The following is a 17,728-nucleotide window of genomic DNA, read 5'->3' on the forward strand; positions in this document are numbered from 1 at the left end:
ATAATCACTGATATATTTTTACTCCCCCCATCTTCCCCCGCTCTTAATCCATGCCACGTATTTTTGAAAGGCTGGCACTTCTTGTTGGAAACGAAGCGGAACATACAGAAAAAGAGTACATGTACATAGTATCCATAGAATACCTACTACAAAGTGAAATTTCATCGTTGTGCTAATGAATAAACTTAAGAATAAGACGAGGAACATAATTACACTAAATCTTTTATACATAGTCATAATAATCTCCTCCTTATAAATTCATTGTACCAGCTATAAGGAATTAATTCCCACAAAAAAAGACCGAAAAGCAAATTCCACTTTTCGGTCTCTCTACTATCTTCTCTTCGTAATCTTTCCTGAACCACCGACCCTCGTTTTCGGAGGAGATGTATTCCTTGGCGGCGTTTTAATAGATGATTTCGGCTTCACATCTGATCCGCTCGAACCACCTGGTGTTTTCGTTATTTTCCCTTTGCTTCCAGTAGAAGGCGGAGGCGTGCTGCTTCCTTTTTTCGTAATACTTCCTGTATCTCCTACAGAAGATTTTGAATCTACATTATCGCCACGCTTAATGATAGATCCTTTCCCTTCCTTCGTAATTGGAGGCGGGGTTTTCTTTTCTTCTTTCGTAGGCGGTCTCTCTGGAATAACTGGTTTATGATTTTGTCGGTCATTATATCCGCGATAATCACCGTACGATGATTTTCGCGAACCGAATATATCATTTAATATACTACCCATAATATATCCTTGCAGGAAGGACGGTTGGTAATTTTGACGGACAAACTCTTTATTACTTATTTCAATTAACGTATCAGATGGCTTCTCTTTATCCTTTTGCAGATTATAAATCTTATCAGAATAAACGAGGAACATTTGATTTTCATCTTCTTTAGATGCTTGCTTCGGTTCTCTTTCATTCATGAGTTCCTTCGCGACTTCAGGAACTGACCGATTGGCGGCCCTATACACGTAAGATTCTTGTTTACCTTCCTTTGCGACAGATTCAAGCGGATAACGGTCTTGAATCGACTTTGTCTGCCCGCCCTGACAACCTGATAAGGCATATCCAGCAACAACAAGTAATGTAACGATAGCAAGTATAGGGATCACGAACGATTTAATCATGGTAAACAATCGGTTTGACATGATTACGCCCCCTTACGTTGCTCTTATAATTTGTACATCAGCAGGAATAATTGCTTCTCCCTCATACATCATTGTGCGACCATTTTGCCATTCAATACGTAATAATTTTCGATTATCCGATTGGAACTCCCATACATACTGTTCTTCTGAAGCTGAGAATGGTGTTTTCCCCATCACAACAACACGTCCGTTATATTGCTCTTCCATATGGTACTCTGTATCATCCATTTCAATTGTCGTCGGAATTTCATCAATCGAATCTAAACGACCATCAATTGGTGTATATAATTTGTAATACGTATTCTCACGGTCTTCAATTTTTAAATAACGAATATCTTTCCCGTCTTGCAGCGTTAAAACAATTTCTTTACGAGAATGCATACTCGTTTTCCCAATTAATTCATACATGACTAATGAAACTTCAACCATATCGCCAGGAGCTAACGTTAACAAACTTTTCTCTGGTTTCGGCGGTTCTGGGCTTTTCATTATATTTTTAATTCGTTTAAATAAACTCATGAGCTACCCCTCCTTCTCTCTTTATAAACAAGCACCTAAAATAAGTGCACCAACAATATGTAATGATCCGGCCAACATCGCATGAGCAACACTGCCTTCTTTCGTACCTTCTTCTAAATCTAAACCAGCCATTTTCTTTAACACAAATTCGATAAACATTTCTACCACTAATAAAATAACGAAAGAAACTGCTGATGCAAGTAGCGCTTGCCATAAATCATTTGCTTTCGTTATCGATTGAGATAAAATGTACCCTTGCGCGAATAATTTCATAACGAAACGAGTTGTTACAGCTGTATTCCCATTTTTTATTTCTTTTAAATCATTGTATTTTGTAAAAATCGAATCAACCCACATAATTGCAAATAAAAGTACTGCACTCGCTCCAGTCCATACAAGCATGGCTAATACATTTGTCCATGTCATTGCAAAACCTCCTCTAAATATAATAGAAAACCGACATGAATTTGTTTAGACATGTCGGTTCATTTGTCTCTATTCTATATTATTTCTCATACTGCTTCATAATACGAGCTAATTCATCGTCAACAGCAGAATTTTTGTTTAAGCTTGCGAATTCGTCATCTAATGATTTTTCTTTTTTGTACACTTCACCGCTTGCTTCTGCTTCAGCCTCTAATTGAAGAGCTTTCTCTTCCATACGGCTTAAACCAGCTTTTGCTGAGTTTGAATCAAATCCAGACATCGCCTGATTAATATTCTTTTGTGCTTTCGCCGCATTTACACGTGCCACAAGTGTTTCACGTTTATTTTTCAGCTCTGTTAATTGCTTACGCATTTCTTCTAGCTTCAGGCGAAGATTATCAGCAGCAGCTTTGTTTTGCTCATAGCTTGCTTTATACTCATTCATCTTTTGCTCTGCATTTTGTTTTTCTTCTAATGCACGGCGCGCAAGATCTAAGTTGTTAGCTTGAACAGCCATATGAGCCTGCTCTTCACGTTTTTTCACAAGTGCTTCTTGCTCTTCAAATAATATTTTGAATTTCTTCTCAAGCGCAATTTGAGCTGCTACACTTTTCTCAGCTTCTTGTACATCCGCTTGCATATCACGTAAATATTGATCCGTCATCTTAACTGGATCTTCCGCTTTTTCAATTAATGAATATACATTCGACATTGTTAAATCTCTTAATCGTTTAAATACAGACATCTAAATTCCTCCTATGATATACCTCATATTTCAAATTCACTACTTGGAAAACTTAAGAATCTCCCTTCACAGTAAAGAATATTCATTTTTACAGCCTATGTGTTTATTATAACAAAACTAATATGTCCTTACATGTTATTTCCAAAATACAGCCAATATAATATGACATTACCTACAAAACATTGTATTCCTAATATATTCTCATTAATTCTCTTCAAAATTGACTCATTTTTATGTACTTTCACTAAATTACATTATTGTAATGTTACTGTAAGCTAACTCGATAGTTACGTCTCCCTATTTCTTATACACTAATACCAGAAGCGACAAACAAGCTTCTCATCATTTCAAAACTAATACAAAAATTGTATTGACTATAAAACATATAAAAGGAGAAATCGTCATGAAAAAATTAGTAGGAATCGGATTAGCAGCAGCAATTTCATTCGGAGCATTATCAGGTTGTTCTTTATTAGGAGAGAAAGCAAACGGCTTTGTACTGTACGGATCAGAAGAACAAGTTCAACAAATTACGGATAAAAATAAAAAAGAAGTGAAAGAAAAAGACTTCTATAAAATGAAAATGACAACATTAGATGGCAAAAAAGTTCTTGTAATGGATAAGAAAACCGGCGAAGAACTAGTGAAAAAAGAGTTACTTAGCAAAGTAGATGAAAAAGACAACACGAAACCACTTGATAAATTACCAGCTGTAACAGCAGAGCAAGGTGTATTATTTGCTAAAGAAAAAGTAGAAAATGCTACACTTGATGGGGCAAAATTAAAATATGAAGGCAACACAATTATCGGTAGTGGCCGTGCATATACAGATATGTATGCAATTGTTGATAACGCAACTTACAGCAATGTAAAAGGTGATGAAAAATCTGTTGGGGTATTAAAATTCGATAAAGATCCAAGTAAAGAATTCCCTGGAAAAAATGGTGTAGAAGCTTCTCAACTTGTAAAAATTAAAAAGTAATAAAAAAAGCTGAAGTGCACCCCAATTGTTAGACACATAATTAACAATTGGAGGTGCATTTTTCCCTAAGGATTGGAATAGAGTCCAGGTAGTTGATTCTATTAAAGAAGCATATACCAATCGTGTTCAAATCGCTCCAAATAAATACGTAGGGCAAACTTCTTCTGGATTTAAGGTTGAGATGATTATTGAAAATGGAGAAATTACCACTGCTTATCCAAAATATACGAGAAGATAGTGAGGTTGTATTAATGAATTATTCACATGAATTTTGGCGTGACCCATTTGGTGGACTAAGAATTCGTTTACCAAAAGAAATTGCTATTGTATCTGACTTTATAGAAAACCTAGATGAAGATGAAGCGGATGAATACATAGAAGTTTTAGACCATGTCGTAGAGGGAAAGTACCCTAGTTATGAACTAGAATACAATGCTGCAGCTGTATTTATTGAACCTAAATATACAAGCGCGATTAACTATTACATTAGCCCACCAAATAATCAATGTAAATTAGAAACTTCAGAATTCAGGAGATTACTTTTGCTTTGGAGAAATAAAGTGATGACAGAAGGCCGAGATATTGAAGTAGATTAAAAAGACTGCCTGTAATGAAGTGCACCCCAATTGTTAGACACATAATTAACAATTGGAGGTGCATTTTTTAGAGCTAAATTTTCTTCAAAAGATAAAATACAAGCAGTAAATGGAACAATTTAAGGAAGAACTAGAAATTTATATTGATTACTACAATCATAAAAGAATTAAAACAAAACTAAAAGGATTGCCCCCTGTGCAATACAGAGGGCAATCCTTAATAGCTGCTTAATATATTTGTCTAACTTTTTGGGTTCAATTCAAATTCGCAAAGCTTTTTTCTATTTATGGGCAATTTGCTCCATATCCGGACTACAAGTATTCGACTGACATGACTTATTTAAAGAACATGCCGCGCATTTTCCTTTTTTACTTCTCTTTACAAAATGAACTAACGTGTATGCTGCATAACCAAAAATGATAGTTCCAATTATAATATTGACCATCATCACAATACATCTCCTTCTAGAATCCGAGTAAGGATCCAACTTGGTATATAATGAACGTTAATACATAAGCAACAACGAGTGGATACACGACAGAGAAAATCGTCCACTTCGCTGATCCTGTTTCACGTTTAATAACGGCTACTGTCGCTAAACACGGAACATATAATAAAATAAAGAACATAAATGCATAAGCTGATAATGCTGTATAATGTGCTCCCATCACATTTCCAAGCACATCTTCTTTCACCGCATAAATAATGGCCATTGTAGAAACGACCACTTCCTTCGCTAAAAATCCTGTTAAAAGGGATGCTGCAGCTTGCCACGTTCCAAAGCCCAGTGGTGCAAATAGTGGTGCGATAAATCCACCAATCATTGCTAAGAAACTGTCTCCCATATCAACACCAAATCCTGATGGACCTGCATAATTTAATAGCCAAATGACAACAGAACCACCAAAGATAAATGTACCTGCTTTACGAACAAATCCCTTCCCTTTCTCCCACGTACTTAGCCATAACGTTTTCGCTTGTGGCACGCGGTAAGGAGGTAGTTCAATAACGAAAATAGATTTTTCCGCTTTCAAAATGGTAAGAGACATAATTTTTGTAACAAGTAATGCCAGAACAATACCTGCTACATATAAAGAAAATACAACAGTTGCCTGACTTTGAGGGAAGAATACTCCCGCAAATAATGCATATACAGGTAAACGTGCCGAACAAGACATAAACGGTGTTACAAGAACTGTAAGTAAACGTTCTTTTTCTTGTTCAATCGTTCTCGCTGCCATAATACCTGGAACATTACATCCAAAACCGATAATCATCGGAATGAACGCTTTTCCGTTTAAACCGAAGAACTCCATAATTCGATCCATAACAACTGCAATTCGCGCCATATATCCTGAGTCTTCTAATAATGAAATGAAAAAGAATAGTGCAAAGATTTGTGGAACGAATACTAATACAGCACCAACACCAGCAATAATACCTTCTGTAACGAGTGCTTGAATAAAATCAGAAGCTCCAACACTTGTAAGCCCAGCTGTCACCCAATCTGTAAGCTGTCCACCAAAAAACTCATCTAACATATCGGATAAAGGTGTCCCAATCCACGTAAACGTAACCTGAAAAATAAAAAACATAACTGCTAAAAAGATTGGAAGTCCTAAAATTTTATGTGTAATTAATCTATCAATTTTTTCTGAAAAAGGAATTTTTCCTTCTTTCTCATGCTTCATAACATTTGTTTTTAACTTTTCAATATACGCTTCACGAGTTTTGTAAATGTGCTCTTCTAACGTACAATCAAGTTTTCCTTCTAAGCGAGATCGAATGGCTATGAGTTCCTTATAAATTGGTAATGCTTTCATTTCTTTTTCTACTACTTCGTTATTACTTAAAAATTGAAGTGCTAACCATCTCGGATGCTCGTAATTCGCTTTCTCTAAAAGAGAAATTACTTCTCCAATTCCTTCATCCATTTGTACACCATATGAAATATGGAATGGCTTTTTCTCTTTTTTGTCATTTTCTTTAAGAGTCGCAAGCAGTTCTTCACAGCCTTTTCCACTTCTTGCAACGACAGGAACGACTGTTACACCTAATAGTTCTGATAATCGTTTTACATCAATGACAATTCCTCTTTGCTTCGCCACATCAATCATATTTAAACCAATTGAAACAGGCTTACCAAATTCAAGTAATTGCAACGTTAAATGCATATTTCGTTCAAACTGCGAAGAGTCTACAATATTTAACATATGCTGAAATTCTTCTGTTAATAGAAAGTTTGTTACAACACCTTCATCACGCGAAACTGGATTTAAATCATACACACCTGGTAAATCAATTAATGTTCCTTGCTTATCTTTTAATTTACCAACCTTCTTTTCTACTGTTACACCACTCCAGTTTCCTATATACTCATAAGAACCAGTAAGTGCATTAAATAATGATGTTTTTCCTGTATTCGGATTCCCTAGCAAAGCTACCTTATTCACGCTAATTCCACCTTTATCATTTTCGCGTCACAATGACGAATACTAATTAACTGTCCACGACACTCCAATGTACAAGGACCTTTAAACATCGCTTTCTGTTTCAGGCGAAGTTCGCTTCCTTCAGCAAGACCGAAAGCAGCTAGTCTACGCTTTAATAGCTGATCTAAAGACTGAATACTTTTTACTAACACTTTCTCTCCAATTTTAATATCTACTAAGCTCATAACCTTCCCCCTCAGAAGAGAATGATAATTATTTTCAAAAAAATTATACCACACCCAATTTCTCTTGTACTATACCCTTTTGCTTCATATTTATTAACATTTCGCTACAATTCTATTTCAATTATTGTCATACTGTATTCGTTTGCCATTCTCATCCATTTCGCTTACAATAAACAATAGCAAATAAAGAATCTCGTTATCACTGGGGGAGCCATGCCGCTGAGAGGGAACACTTCGTTCCGACCCTTCGAACCTGTTAGTTAATGCTAACGCAGGGATTGTGCAAACGTCCGAAATACATACCTCTTTTTTATTTACGTATTTCGTATCCTCCTATGATATCTATTCTTTTTTGTACAACTTGGATTTAGGGGGAGACAACATGCGTAACACCAATTTACAAGCGATGATCGAATCTGCTATTCTTGCAGCCTTCGCCCTGGTCATCGACATTTTACCATTATCAATCAAACTTCCAACAGGCGGTTCCATTTCATTTGCTATGATTCCTATTTTTATTATTGCATACCGCTGGGGCTTTAAATCAGCTTTCTTAGGTGGTTTAGTTTGGGGACTATTACAAATTGTCGTGGGAGATGCTTACATTTTAACACCTGTTCAAGCATTCATTGAGTACTTCATTGCCTTTGCTTTTATCGGATTTGCTGGCTTATTCTATCGTCCAATTCAAAAAGCACTTTTAACGTCTAATGAAAATAACTTAGAACAATCCAGTTTAGGTAGCCGGAAAGACAAACCTTCATCAAAACAAAACGAAGGTAAGAAAGTCCTTGCTTATATTATCCTTGCTACATTTATCGGTAGCTTTGCTCGCTATTTCTGTCACTTTATTGCCGGTATTATTTTCTGGGGACAATATGCACCGAAAGGTCAATCAGCTGTGCTATATTCATTAATCGTAAATGGTAGTACAATGATTGGTTCCTATATTTTATGTACCGTTTTACTTATATTTTTATTCCTTACTTCACCACGCTTATTCAAGAGCATCAGTGCTTATCAAATGAATACACAAAAAAAGGGCGCTTAATAAGCGCTCTTTTTTCATATCGTAATATCAATTAAAAAGACAATAAATGCACAAAAGAAAATAAATACCATTATACTTAGCCAATTGCTATGCACGGTTCATCGACTCCTTACATAACCTCATTTTCTAACCAGATTATATCGCTTAAAAATAAAGATTAGGTAAAGATAATATGAAAATAATTTAAAAAAGCGTAGATCATATTGTCTACGCTTTTTTCGGTAAATAAAAGTAAAATAACACACCATCTTCTGTATTTTCTGCCCCATATTCAGCATCATGTAGTTCTAAAATATTCTTTGAAATGGCAAGTCCAAGCCCCGTCCCACCTTGTGAACGCTGACGAGCTGCATCCACGCGATAAAAACGATCCCAAATTTTATCTAATTGCTCTTCTTCAATGTGAGTACCTTTATTTTCAATACATACTTTTATCCGATCTTTTTCATCTATTGTAGAAATAATAATATCTTCTTTATTTGGTGTATAACGTATTGCATTCGTAATGAAGTTCACGATGACCTGTTCAATCCGGCCTTGATTTGCGACTACTTCAAATGGACCTATATTTTTATGAACATGAAGTTCTTTTTTCTCTATTTCTACAGAAAGGTGTTCACATATATCATCCATTACTGTATCAATATAAAATGGATCCTTTTTCATTTTATATGTGCCTGACTCAAATTTAGCTAACTCCAGCATATCCAAAATTAATGTATCCATTTTATCTACTTCTCGTTCCATCGCCCCAAAATAGTACTCTTTTTTATGTTCAGCTACTCCATCTTTTAAAATAGAAATACAGCTTTTCATAATACTGAGCGGTGTTTTTAGTTCATGCGAAACACCAGAAATGAATTCTTTCCGCGTATTCTCTAATTTTCTTTCCTTTTCAATATCTTGTTCTAGCTGCCCAATATGGGAATGGAGTTTATTTGATAATACATTAATATTTTTCGATAAATCACCAATTTCATCTTTTGAAGTAATCGGTATTTGTTCTGTGAAATCTAAATGTGCTATTTTCTTCGTTGTATCATTTATTTTTAATAACGGCTTTGCAATTTGTTTTGAATAATAGAATGACGCTAAAAAAATAAGAACAACTACAAATGCAATGATATAAATGTAGTAATCTTGCACCATTTGTACAGCTTCATCTACAGGCTGTAAAGACGCCATCGCATATATATAAGTTACTGATCCATCTTTTTCTTTTGTTGGCTTGATTAATAATTTATATTTTATATCATTTTTTTCATAGTCCATTGTCTTTGTTGAATATTCGATTTGATTACTCTCTTTTAGTACTACATCTGTTTGAAATTCTTTTATACTATCCAAAAATAAAGTATTTTTATAAATTGGATTTACGGGTCCTTTTACATCTGGGAATTGTACTTTCGTAATACGTCCACCTATGACAGCATCTAGTTCTCGAGCAGCTGGTTCCTGAACGGCCGGCTTCTTTTCTTTACCAACTTGTTCCCCAACTGCTTTCATCTTCTCCTTAAATGCTTTTTCTAACGGTTTATTCAATCCATTTAAATTCTCCTTAGATAGAGAGAAAGAAAATGGAATAAAACGATCTTCTTTTTTCACTCCAGAAAAATAAATTTCTTGGCCTAAAAACTGATTTGATGGTTTATTATCAATCTCCTCTATATTGACGAGATTGTATAGGGGAATTTTGAATATTTGTTGTCCAAATCTCTTTTGTTGCCAACGATTTATCGTTACCTCAAAATAAAAATCATCTGCATGTTTTAAATTCCCGTTCTGATCTAATGTCGTAATCCACGTATTATTTTCTCTTAAAAAGTCTTGCTCCAGCTTCTGAATTCCTTCTACACTTCCTGCATAGTTCAAATAATTCTTTTCAAAGGAATTTAAATTCAATTTAATATCTTCCACTTTTCTATTCGCATAATATTGTTTAAAAAATATCGTTTGTCCAATAAATATCGTCGCTAAAATTAACATACATAATGCTGTTGTGAGGATAAATAATTTTAGTACAATCCCTTTTCTCATACGTTCCCCTCAAATTTATAACCTGTTCGTACTACAGTTGTAATGTACTTTGCTTTCTCTCCTAATTTATTCCTTAAATTACGAATATGGCTATTAACGGTTCGGTCATCACCAGCAAATTCATATCCCCAAATTCTTGAAATGAGTTGCTCTCTTGTTAAAACAATCCCTTGATTTTTCATAAAGTACGCTAATATTTCAAATTCTGTATGTGTTAAATTAATGTCTGTTTTATCTATCGTAACAGTACGCGACGGAAAATGGACATGGATACCATGAATCGATAATGTATCATCTTCATTCTCTAAAAGTTGCTTTGTCACTTTTCTACTCTCTAACAACCTTTTTGCTCTTGCTAATAAAATTGGTGGGCTATATGGCTTCGTCACATAGTCGTCCGCCCCAAGTTCAAATCCAAGTAACGTATCATCTTCATCTACACGTGCCGTCAACATAATGATAGGAACCTCGGATGTTTTACGGATTCTTCGGCAAACGGACCACCCATCGAGTTCCGGCAACATAATATCTAAAATAACTAAATCAACCTCTTCTTCCTCAAATACAACTAAAGCTTCTTTCCCGTCTCTTGCTTCAAACACTATATAATGCTCACTTAAAAAATAATCTTTTAATATTTCACGTAATATATCTTCATCTTCCACAATTAAAATATTTTTTGACATAACTTATGTATCTCCCTCCCGCCTTCAGAAACTATAATTTCACTTTGAATAACTAGCAGTTAACTTCGCCTCGATAATATATCTATCTGGCGCATCCCCTGTATAATTAAATGGGTAACAAGTTGTCAGTGTTAGTATTGGTTCTTCTTTTTTTATAATAACAGTACGATCATCTGCATCGGTAATCCATATTTTTTGAATTTCATATGTGTACGTTTTATTATCATACTCTAAAACAAGGGTGTCTTTTTCTTTTAACTCTCCTAAATCTGTAAATACAGTATCCCGGTGCCCACTTAGTACCGTATGACCTCCTCCAGATGGTGTTGTCGTTACATCACTAACGAACATGCCAACCCCTTTTTTCAGCGTTGCATCATCTGCTCCCCAATATACAGAAAACTTCTTCTTTATTTTCGGTATATTTAATAGTGCAACCTTTTCCCCTTCTTTATGTTCTGTTTGAGAAGAAGGCACTTGAGAAGTTACGGGAGTTTCATGTGAAATTTGATTACGTTGTATGTTGTTAAGGCTCTTTATTTCTTCTTTCGTTAGTTGCCCGGCAGAGCTTTTTCCTTTATACCATTCCATAGCATAATATGATCCCATACATAGTCCTATAGCCATTAATATGATACCGATATAATTGAGTAACTTCATGTTTTATCCCTCCATGCCAAAAATGGTAGGAATAACCTACCATTTTTAATATATGAAATTATCCCATTCTTTATAGGACAATATTTTATTTACGCCTTAACTTTATTGCGACGATTCAAACCAAATAATGTCCCTATCCCTACAAGACATGCACTTAGTGCCATCATTGCTACATGATTAGATGCTGTATTTGGTAATTTTTCACCTTGTACGGCTGGCTTTGCTACTTCTTTTTTCGTTGCAGCATTTGTTTGTTGTACTTGCGCTGCTTCTTTTTTGGCTATATCATTTTTTAACTGTTCTTGTGCAATTCTCTTTTTCTCTTCCTCACTCTTTGGCGCGGCCTTTATCGCTTCCTCTTTTTTAGCCATGTCACTTTTTTCTTGTGCTTGTGCTGCTTGCTTTTTCTCTTCTTCATTTTTTTGCTGTACTTTAATTGCTTCTTCTTTTTTAGCCTTATCTTGCTGCTGTTGCACCACTTCTTCCTTCGTTACTGTTCCAGTATCCGCGCTTGCTACTGAAGAATATCCTACTGTTAAAAGTGCCATTGCACAGATTGGTAATAGTTTCTTTTTCATTTCATTTCTCTCCTTCTATACGTTTTACATCACTTCGCATCGGATGTATCACTAGAATAAACAAGAGATATAAATATAAGATGCAGATAAAATATATTTCATTTAAAGATTTCATTGTAGAAAAATAAAAAAACATCGCAATATATACGATGTTTTTTCGGGTGTGTGTCTCAATTATTTACATGTTACTTTCGCGTGATTTAGAAGTAGAACGGGCCGGAGCGATAACTAATTGTCTCGGCTCAGTTTTCTTTAAGTGATTTTTGACGTTACACTTACGACGTTGAACAACCCACGCTTTAATAGGGTTTGTCAAAATAATTTTTTGCTCTTCGTTAGGGGCCTCTTCTTCCAACCTACAACTTTCGCTCCATTTATTCCATTTCATTGTAAATTTAGAAGAAGAATGATCGTCTTCTCGATCAAACAAGTGCAAAAAATCCATCTCGCCAGCTAGCATTACAGTGTTGCTAGTTGCTAAAAAAGAAAAGGTCGTCCAACGTTTCTCCATGCCCTCCTACTCCTTTTTCACATATAGAGTGCCTAAAACTTAATTTACCTAAAATATGCTTGCCTTTTACCTTACACCCATAGTTTATCCAAAACACTACTATGCAACTATCGATTTCCCTTACAACTACCTTACATTTTTGTAAGAAACAAAAAAACCTTCACTATGCATATGTGAAGGTCTCTTATTTCTTATCTATATGATCTTTCATATCATCAAGTCCAGCTTCTTGTAGCTGCGACATCATACCATGAGAAATTGCGCCTAATACTAAAGTCATTCCAATTAGTGAAATCCGAATCGCTGGTACATCAATTATGTAAGCTAACAAGCCAAGGACAATTGTTAAAAGTAATGCTTTTATAAATGTTGCACTTGTATACTCTTTCTTTTTCATCATAATCACCCTTTATGGAAGCGTTTTCTTTATTGTAATCAGTATATCATATCATCTGACTATTTTGTGGGTATTTTTGTAAAAAACTTATATCTTCTTTGACTTTTTCCTTTCTATCCTTTACAGTCGAAATGTTCGCAAGTTTTACACTGTAGGAGGACTCCAATGAATATTGAAATAAAAGACACTTTAATTTCTGAAGAACAATTACAAGAAAAAGTAAAAGAACTAGCACTTCAAATCGAACGTGATTTTGAAGGAGAAGAAATCGTAGTCATCGCTGTATTAAAAGGATCTTTCGTATTCGCTGCTGATTTAATTCGTCACATTAAAAACGATGTGACAATCGACTTTATTTCTGCATCTAGCTACGGAAATCAAACAGAAACAACTGGAAAAGTAAAACTATTAAAAGATATTGATGTAAATATTACTGGAAAAAACGTAATTGTCGTAGAAGACATTATCGATTCTGGTTTAACACTTCACTTCTTAAAAGATCACTTCTTTATGCATAAACCGAAGGCACTCAAATTCTGTACGTTACTCGATAAACCTGAGCGTCGTAAAGTAGATTTAAAAGCTGAATATGTTGGCTTCCAAATTCCAGACGAATTTATCGTTGGCTACGGTATCGACTGTGCAGAAAAATATCGTAACTTACCATTTATCGCTTCAGTTGTAACGGAATAATCGTATAACTTAAAAAATCGATAGTACATGAAATTTATATCGGCGATTTTTCAAATATATCGACCATAACTCAAATTATATCAGCGATTTTTTAAATATATCGACTTACCGACAATAACTGATAATCTTAGTACCCTATTAAATAGGAAGAAGCTGTTCTGAAATACATGAGAACAGCTCCTTTCTTTCCATTACAAAAAACAGGGAGAGATGAAATATGACAAAGACAAAATTTGAAAAAGTACTCCTCATCGTAAATCCAAAAGCTGGACAAGGCGACTTACATACAAATTTGGCGAAAATCGTACCACCTCTTGCGGCTACTTTTCCTGACTTACATATCCTTCATACGAAAAAGCAAGGTGATGCAACGAAATATTGCCAAGAGTTTGCTAGTAAAGTAGATTTAATTATCGTCTTTGGTGGTGACGGCACTGTATTTGAATGCACAAATGGCTTAGCGCCTCTTGAAACTAGACCTACACTTGCAATTATTCCAGGTGGAACTTGCAATGACTTCTCTCGCACACTCGGCGTTCCGCAAAACATTGCAGAAGCAGCAAAACTTATCACTAAGGAACATGTAAAACCAGTTGATGTTGCAAAAGCAAACGGACAACACTTCTTAAACTTCTGGGGCATTGGACTCGTATCTGAAGTATCAAACAATATCGATGCAGAAGAGAAAGCAAAGCTTGGTAAAATTGGTTACTACTTAAGCACTATTCGAACTGTTAAAAATGCTGAAACATTCCCAGTTAAAATCACGTACGACGGACAAGTATATGAAGACGAAGCTGTCCTTGTTATGGTTGGAAACGGTGAATATCTTGGCGGTATTCCTTCCTTTATTCCGAACGTAAAATGTGATGACGGAACACTTGATATTTTCGTCGTAAAATCAACAGGTATTCAAGCATTTAAAGATTATATCGGAAAGAAACTATTTGAAGACTCAAACGAAAATGACATCTTCCACGTAAAAGCGAAATCCATTCATATTGAAACAGAAGAAGAAAAAGAAGTAGATACAGATGGAGAAAGCTCACTGCATACACCTTGTCATATTGAAGTATTACAAGGGCACTTTACGATGATTTATAATCCTGCGGTTGTGTAATAAAAAACGAGTGCTAGCACTCGTTTTTTTCTCTTCTAATTTAGTTATATCGTTGAATCATTTCCTCTATTTCTTTCACTCTCTCTAAAGTAATTCCATTTCTTTGTTCGATCGCTAAAGGATGCTCAGTTGGCTCTAATTCAACATACGGTGCCATTCCAACTTCTCTTATATGTACATTTGTTTTTAAATTTAATGTTTCTGGATAAATTGGTATTTCTACAGATAACCACCCAAAATAAGGATTACTATTTTCTCTGCCTCTCTCGTCCCACTTTTCTAATACTTCATCATAACTTTCTTTACTAAGTGATATCCACACAGTCCATATGAAATTTTCGTGGTAATCAATGATAGGAAGTTCTAAACATCCCCTAATAAAGTAATGTTCATCGTCCATTACGCAAAGATCTGATGTTAAATGGAAGCGTTCCTCTCTTTCATGAGGTGCTACCTCGTAATAATAATATGGTGCTTCACTTCCGTAGCATAAAGTAAGTGTAAAGCGATTCATTTGTATTTTTTCTCCGGATTTTCTTCTTCTTTTCATCTGTTATTCTTTCTCCTATTCTTTTCAGCCACAATCAAACTCTATCTAATTTCTCCAATGCGTATTATAAACCTTATTCATAATAATTGAACTACTCATATACTCACACTACCCTAACAAAGAGGCATTACCTACTTCCATCATATATAGGCCGCACACCGCTTCCATTCCTCTTACTTACGCATATATTGGAATGTTGTTTCTAATGCAGTGTATTTTATTTTTGCTGGGAGGTGTTATAAATCATGTTCGAGTGTAAGAACGAACTAAGTCTTTCTAATATAGAAAACTTAAAATATAATTCCAACATTCCTATAATAGTGATAGCCTTCAATAATGTCACTTATGTAAAAAATATGTTAAAACAATTAGAAAACAAAAAGATAAAAAGTGAAGATATATGGATTTGGGATAATAATTCAACCGCTCCCGCTCTGCTTGCTTTTTATGAGCAAATATCAACTAAATATAATTTAGTGAAAAATAATGCCAACTATGGACCACGTTTTTTTGCCGTTCCTTATATTTTCGATTTACTTCCAGATTTTTTTGCTGTAACTGATCCTGATTTATCTTTTAATGAAAAAATGCCAGATAACTTTTTAGAGTATTTAAAGCAATTAACAATTGAGCTTTCACTCTTTAAAGCCGGACTTGCTTTAGACATTATACCTACGCCTAATTTCAACTGGGACCTCATGTCAAACGAGGAATGTACAGTAACAGAATGGGAAATGCAGTATTGGCTTTTTCCTATAACTAAATACAATAACCCTAAAGTTTTCAACGCTGGGATTGATACGACTTTTGCTGTTTACAATAAAAAATTTATTAGTAACGGTTTTTATAATGCAGTAAGGGTAGCTGATAATTTTACATGTAAACATCTGCCCTGGTATAAAGACAATATAATTTCAGAAGAAGAAAAAAATATGTTAAATACTAAATGGGCTAACTGGCACGAATAAAGTGAAACTTTAATCAGTGGGGGGCTTACTGTGCGTTAATGCGGGATAAATAATAAAGAGCTTGAATGGTGAATTGCGCTCAAATGTTCCAGTGCGTATTACAATCCTTATTCACAATGATGCTTGGGTCTTTTTTCTTTCTTGCAGCGATTACTGATTGGAAGAATTCATAGTTACTTTGTTTTCTAGCTAATAGTTTCAAAATATCTGTTTGCATATGTATCATCTTCATTCCAATATAAACTTTTCAATTTCACTAGAGTATAACATAGCTACACTTACCTCTGACATTATAATAATCCTACTCAAAAATAGCAGAAGGGTCTATTTGCATCCTCTAGTTATTTTTAGATAAAATGAAGGAAAGAAGCACCTTTATATAAGGGAGAGGACATACTTTGTTCAACCAACAATTAGTGAATTTACGCATTGATTTTGCATTTAAACAATTGTTTGGTACGAATGGTAGTGAAGATATTCTCATTGCCTTTTTAAACGCGATGTTACAAGAGTCTTTAGAGTCACCTATTGCTTCTCTACAATTAGAAGATCCACATTTACACCGAGAACACGCAAATGATAAATTATCAATTCTAGACATTTCAGCGACATTAGACACAGGGACAAAAGTAAATGTAGAAATACAGCTTAATAATAATCACGATATGATGAAACGCAGTTTATATTATTGGGGAAAATTATACACATCTCAGTTACAAAAAGGTATGCCCTACAGTGCACTTCGTAAAACCATCACCATTAATTTATTGAACTTCATAATGTTTTTAGATCACAAAGAATTTCATACAACTGGAACGTTATGGAATACACAACAACAGAAACTCTTGAGTGATGACATAGAGATTCACATTATAGAAATTCCAAAGTTAACAACACAATGGCATGAAGAAAAAATAAATCCGTGGAAAGATCCATTTGTTCGTTGGCTTTTATTGCTTTCAGCAAATGAGGATGAACACTTAACTAAACTATTGGAGGATATTGCTATGAACCGAGATCCTATTTTACAAAAAGCAATAAACAAGTGGGAACGTATGAGTCAAGATTCCTCTTTCCGACAAGCCTATGACGCAAGGGAGAAAGTTTTAATGGATGAAGCCGCAAAATTCGCCCATGCAGAGACAGAAGGTATGAAAAAGGGCATGGAAAAAGGTATGGAAAAAGGTATGGAAAAAGGCTTAGCAAAGGGCTTAGAACAAGGTATAGAAAAAGGGCGGAAAGAAGGAGTCCAACAGGGGAAAATTCAAATGATTAAAAGTATGTATGATCTTGGTATACCACTTGAAACGATTGCTAAGGCAAGTAAATTAAGTTTGCATGAGATTGAGCATATTTTAGGATATAAATAATGATAAAAAAGC

The 17,728-nt window shown here is 34.7% G+C and carries 23 protein-coding genes, 2 pseudogenes and 1 riboswitch; of the genes and pseudogenes, 9 read left to right on the forward strand and 16 right to left on the reverse strand.

Annotated features, from left to right (window positions below):
• Positions 1 to 18: 18 nt before the first annotated feature.
• The 5 genes from MR079_RS18275 to MR079_RS18295 form a co-directional block, all read right to left on the reverse strand.
• The gene (locus tag MR079_RS18275) at positions 19 to 237 is read right to left on the reverse strand and encodes a hypothetical protein (protein WP_000180098.1); all 219 of its coding nucleotides are present in this window, start codon (positions 235 to 237) and stop codon (positions 19 to 21) included.
• Between the two features lie 96 nt (positions 238 to 333).
• Complete coding sequence (locus MR079_RS18280) at positions 334 to 1,149, reverse strand: DUF4247 domain-containing protein (protein WP_000071211.1); 816 nt, start codon at positions 1,147 to 1,149, stop codon at positions 334 to 336.
• A gap of 12 nt (positions 1,150 to 1,161) precedes the next feature.
• Positions 1,162 to 1,668, reverse strand: coding sequence for a DUF4178 domain-containing protein (locus tag MR079_RS18285; protein WP_000051759.1), 507 nt, complete (start codon positions 1,666 to 1,668; stop codon positions 1,162 to 1,164).
• A gap of 21 nt (positions 1,669 to 1,689) precedes the next feature.
• On the reverse strand, positions 1,690 to 2,094 hold the full coding sequence (locus MR079_RS18290) for a DUF350 domain-containing protein (protein ID WP_000220322.1): 405 nt from the start codon (positions 2,092 to 2,094) through the stop codon (positions 1,690 to 1,692).
• A 79-nt stretch (positions 2,095 to 2,173) separates the two neighbouring features.
• Positions 2,174 to 2,839, reverse strand: a complete 666-nt coding sequence (locus MR079_RS18295) for a PspA/IM30 family protein (protein ID WP_000110281.1) — start codon at positions 2,837 to 2,839, stop codon at positions 2,174 to 2,176.
• Positions 2,840 to 3,242: 403 nt separating this feature from the next.
• Here MR079_RS18295 and MR079_RS18300 point away from each other — a divergent pair, with 403 nt between their 5' ends.
• From MR079_RS18300 to MR079_RS18315, 4 genes and pseudogenes are all read left to right on the forward strand, one after another.
• A complete protein-coding gene (locus MR079_RS18300; protein WP_242294400.1) occupies positions 3,243 to 3,821 on the forward strand; it encodes a lipoprotein BA_5634 family protein in 579 nt (192 codons plus the stop codon).
• Between the two features lie 100 nt (positions 3,822 to 3,921).
• Complete coding sequence (locus MR079_RS18305; protein WP_230459591.1) at positions 3,922 to 4,059, forward strand: EndoU domain-containing protein; 138 nt, start codon at positions 3,922 to 3,924, stop codon at positions 4,057 to 4,059.
• Positions 4,016 to 4,417, forward strand: coding sequence for a hypothetical protein (locus MR079_RS18310; RefSeq protein ID WP_000413492.1), 402 nt, complete (start codon positions 4,016 to 4,018; stop codon positions 4,415 to 4,417). Before MR079_RS18305 ends, MR079_RS18310 begins: the two co-directional genes overlap by 44 nt.
• 109 nt (positions 4,418 to 4,526) lie before the next feature.
• Positions 4,527 to 4,649: pseudogene (locus tag MR079_RS18315) on the forward strand (IS3 family transposase); the annotation flags it as partial.
• Positions 4,650 to 4,698: 49 nt separating this feature from the next.
• Here MR079_RS18315 and MR079_RS18320 read toward each other — a convergent pair.
• Genes MR079_RS18320 through MR079_RS18330 form a run of 3 tightly spaced genes read right to left on the reverse strand, consistent with a single transcriptional unit; the run spans position 4,699 to position 7,095 of the window.
• Entirely contained in the window at positions 4,699 to 4,866 is a 168-nt protein-coding gene (locus MR079_RS18320) for a FeoB-associated Cys-rich membrane protein (RefSeq protein WP_242294401.1), read from the reverse strand.
• A 16-nt stretch (positions 4,867 to 4,882) separates the two neighbouring features.
• A complete protein-coding gene (gene feoB, locus MR079_RS18325; RefSeq protein WP_139869569.1) occupies positions 4,883 to 6,871 on the reverse strand; it encodes a ferrous iron transport protein B in 1,989 nt (662 codons plus the stop codon).
• Positions 6,868 to 7,095, reverse strand: coding sequence for a FeoA family protein (locus tag MR079_RS18330; RefSeq protein ID WP_000060512.1), 228 nt, complete (start codon positions 7,093 to 7,095; stop codon positions 6,868 to 6,870). The genes feoB and MR079_RS18330 overlap by 4 nt, the downstream gene beginning before the upstream one ends.
• A 194-nt stretch (positions 7,096 to 7,289) precedes the next feature.
• A riboswitch (TPP riboswitch) is annotated at positions 7,290 to 7,391 on the forward strand.
• A gap of 86 nt (positions 7,392 to 7,477) precedes the next feature.
• Between MR079_RS18330 and thiT the strand changes: the two genes are divergently transcribed.
• On the forward strand, positions 7,478 to 8,146 hold the full coding sequence (gene thiT, locus MR079_RS18335; protein WP_139869568.1) for an energy-coupled thiamine transporter ThiT: 669 nt from the start codon (positions 7,478 to 7,480) through the stop codon (positions 8,144 to 8,146).
• A 207-nt stretch (positions 8,147 to 8,353) separates the two neighbouring features.
• Here thiT and MR079_RS18340 read toward each other — a convergent pair whose 3' ends face one another.
• From MR079_RS18340 to MR079_RS18365, 6 genes are all read right to left on the reverse strand, one after another.
• Positions 8,354 to 10,183: a sensor histidine kinase gene (locus MR079_RS18340; protein WP_242294402.1), complete on the reverse strand. Its 1,830-nt coding sequence runs from the start codon at positions 10,181 to 10,183 to the stop codon at positions 8,354 to 8,356.
• Entirely contained in the window at positions 10,180 to 10,869 is a 690-nt protein-coding gene (locus MR079_RS18345) for a response regulator transcription factor (protein WP_139869566.1), read from the reverse strand. The genes MR079_RS18340 and MR079_RS18345 overlap by 4 nt, the downstream gene beginning before the upstream one ends.
• Before the next feature lie 39 nt (positions 10,870 to 10,908).
• On the reverse strand, positions 10,909 to 11,529 hold the full coding sequence (locus tag MR079_RS18350; protein ID WP_242294403.1) for a class D sortase: 621 nt from the start codon (positions 11,527 to 11,529) through the stop codon (positions 10,909 to 10,911).
• A gap of 89 nt (positions 11,530 to 11,618) precedes the next feature.
• Positions 11,619 to 12,107 (reverse strand): LPXTG cell wall anchor domain-containing protein, encoded by a 489-nt coding sequence (locus MR079_RS18355; protein WP_044793611.1) that lies wholly within the window; start codon positions 12,105 to 12,107, stop codon positions 11,619 to 11,621.
• 178 nt (positions 12,108 to 12,285) lie between these two features.
• Complete coding sequence (locus MR079_RS18360) at positions 12,286 to 12,618, reverse strand: hypothetical protein (protein WP_000415599.1); 333 nt, start codon at positions 12,616 to 12,618, stop codon at positions 12,286 to 12,288.
• Positions 12,619 to 12,802: 184 nt separating this feature from the next.
• The gene (locus MR079_RS18365; protein ID WP_029141217.1) at positions 12,803 to 13,018 is read right to left on the reverse strand and encodes a hypothetical protein; all 216 of its coding nucleotides are present in this window, start codon (positions 13,016 to 13,018) and stop codon (positions 12,803 to 12,805) included.
• A 162-nt stretch (positions 13,019 to 13,180) separates the two neighbouring features.
• On the opposite strand from MR079_RS18365, the gene hpt reads away from it, so the two are divergent.
• Positions 13,181 to 13,708 carry a hypoxanthine phosphoribosyltransferase gene (hpt, locus tag MR079_RS18370; RefSeq protein WP_001019304.1) on the forward strand — a complete coding sequence of 176 codons (528 nt, stop codon included), beginning with the start codon at positions 13,181 to 13,183 and terminating at the stop codon, positions 13,706 to 13,708.
• 217 nt (positions 13,709 to 13,925) lie between these two features.
• Positions 13,926 to 14,828 (forward strand): diacylglycerol/lipid kinase family protein, encoded by a 903-nt coding sequence (locus MR079_RS18375; RefSeq protein ID WP_046648685.1) that lies wholly within the window; start codon positions 13,926 to 13,928, stop codon positions 14,826 to 14,828.
• Positions 14,829 to 14,868: 40 nt separating this feature from the next.
• Here MR079_RS18375 and MR079_RS18380 read toward each other — a convergent pair whose 3' ends face one another.
• Complete coding sequence (locus MR079_RS18380; protein WP_242294404.1) at positions 14,869 to 15,378, reverse strand: DUF2199 domain-containing protein; 510 nt, start codon at positions 15,376 to 15,378, stop codon at positions 14,869 to 14,871.
• A gap of 245 nt (positions 15,379 to 15,623) precedes the next feature.
• Between MR079_RS18380 and MR079_RS18385 the strand changes: the two genes are divergently transcribed.
• The gene (locus MR079_RS18385; RefSeq protein ID WP_139869562.1) at positions 15,624 to 16,346 is read left to right on the forward strand and encodes a glycosyltransferase family protein; all 723 of its coding nucleotides are present in this window, start codon (positions 15,624 to 15,626) and stop codon (positions 16,344 to 16,346) included.
• 79 nt (positions 16,347 to 16,425) lie between these two features.
• Here the strand turns inward: MR079_RS18385 and MR079_RS18390 are convergent.
• Positions 16,426 to 16,530 (reverse strand): annotated as a pseudogene (locus tag MR079_RS18390) (DUF7003 family protein); the annotation flags it as partial.
• Positions 16,531 to 16,744: 214 nt separating this feature from the next.
• Between MR079_RS18390 and MR079_RS18395 the strand changes: the two are divergent.
• Positions 16,745 to 17,716, forward strand: coding sequence for an Rpn family recombination-promoting nuclease/putative transposase (locus MR079_RS18395; RefSeq protein ID WP_242294405.1), 972 nt, complete (start codon positions 16,745 to 16,747; stop codon positions 17,714 to 17,716).
• Positions 17,717 to 17,728 lie beyond the last annotated feature (12 nt).

Source organism: Bacillus cereus group sp. BfR-BA-01381, from assembly GCF_022663555.1.
In the GTDB taxonomy this organism is placed as follows: Bacteria; Bacillota; Bacilli; order Bacillales; family Bacillaceae_G; genus Bacillus_A; species Bacillus_A pacificus.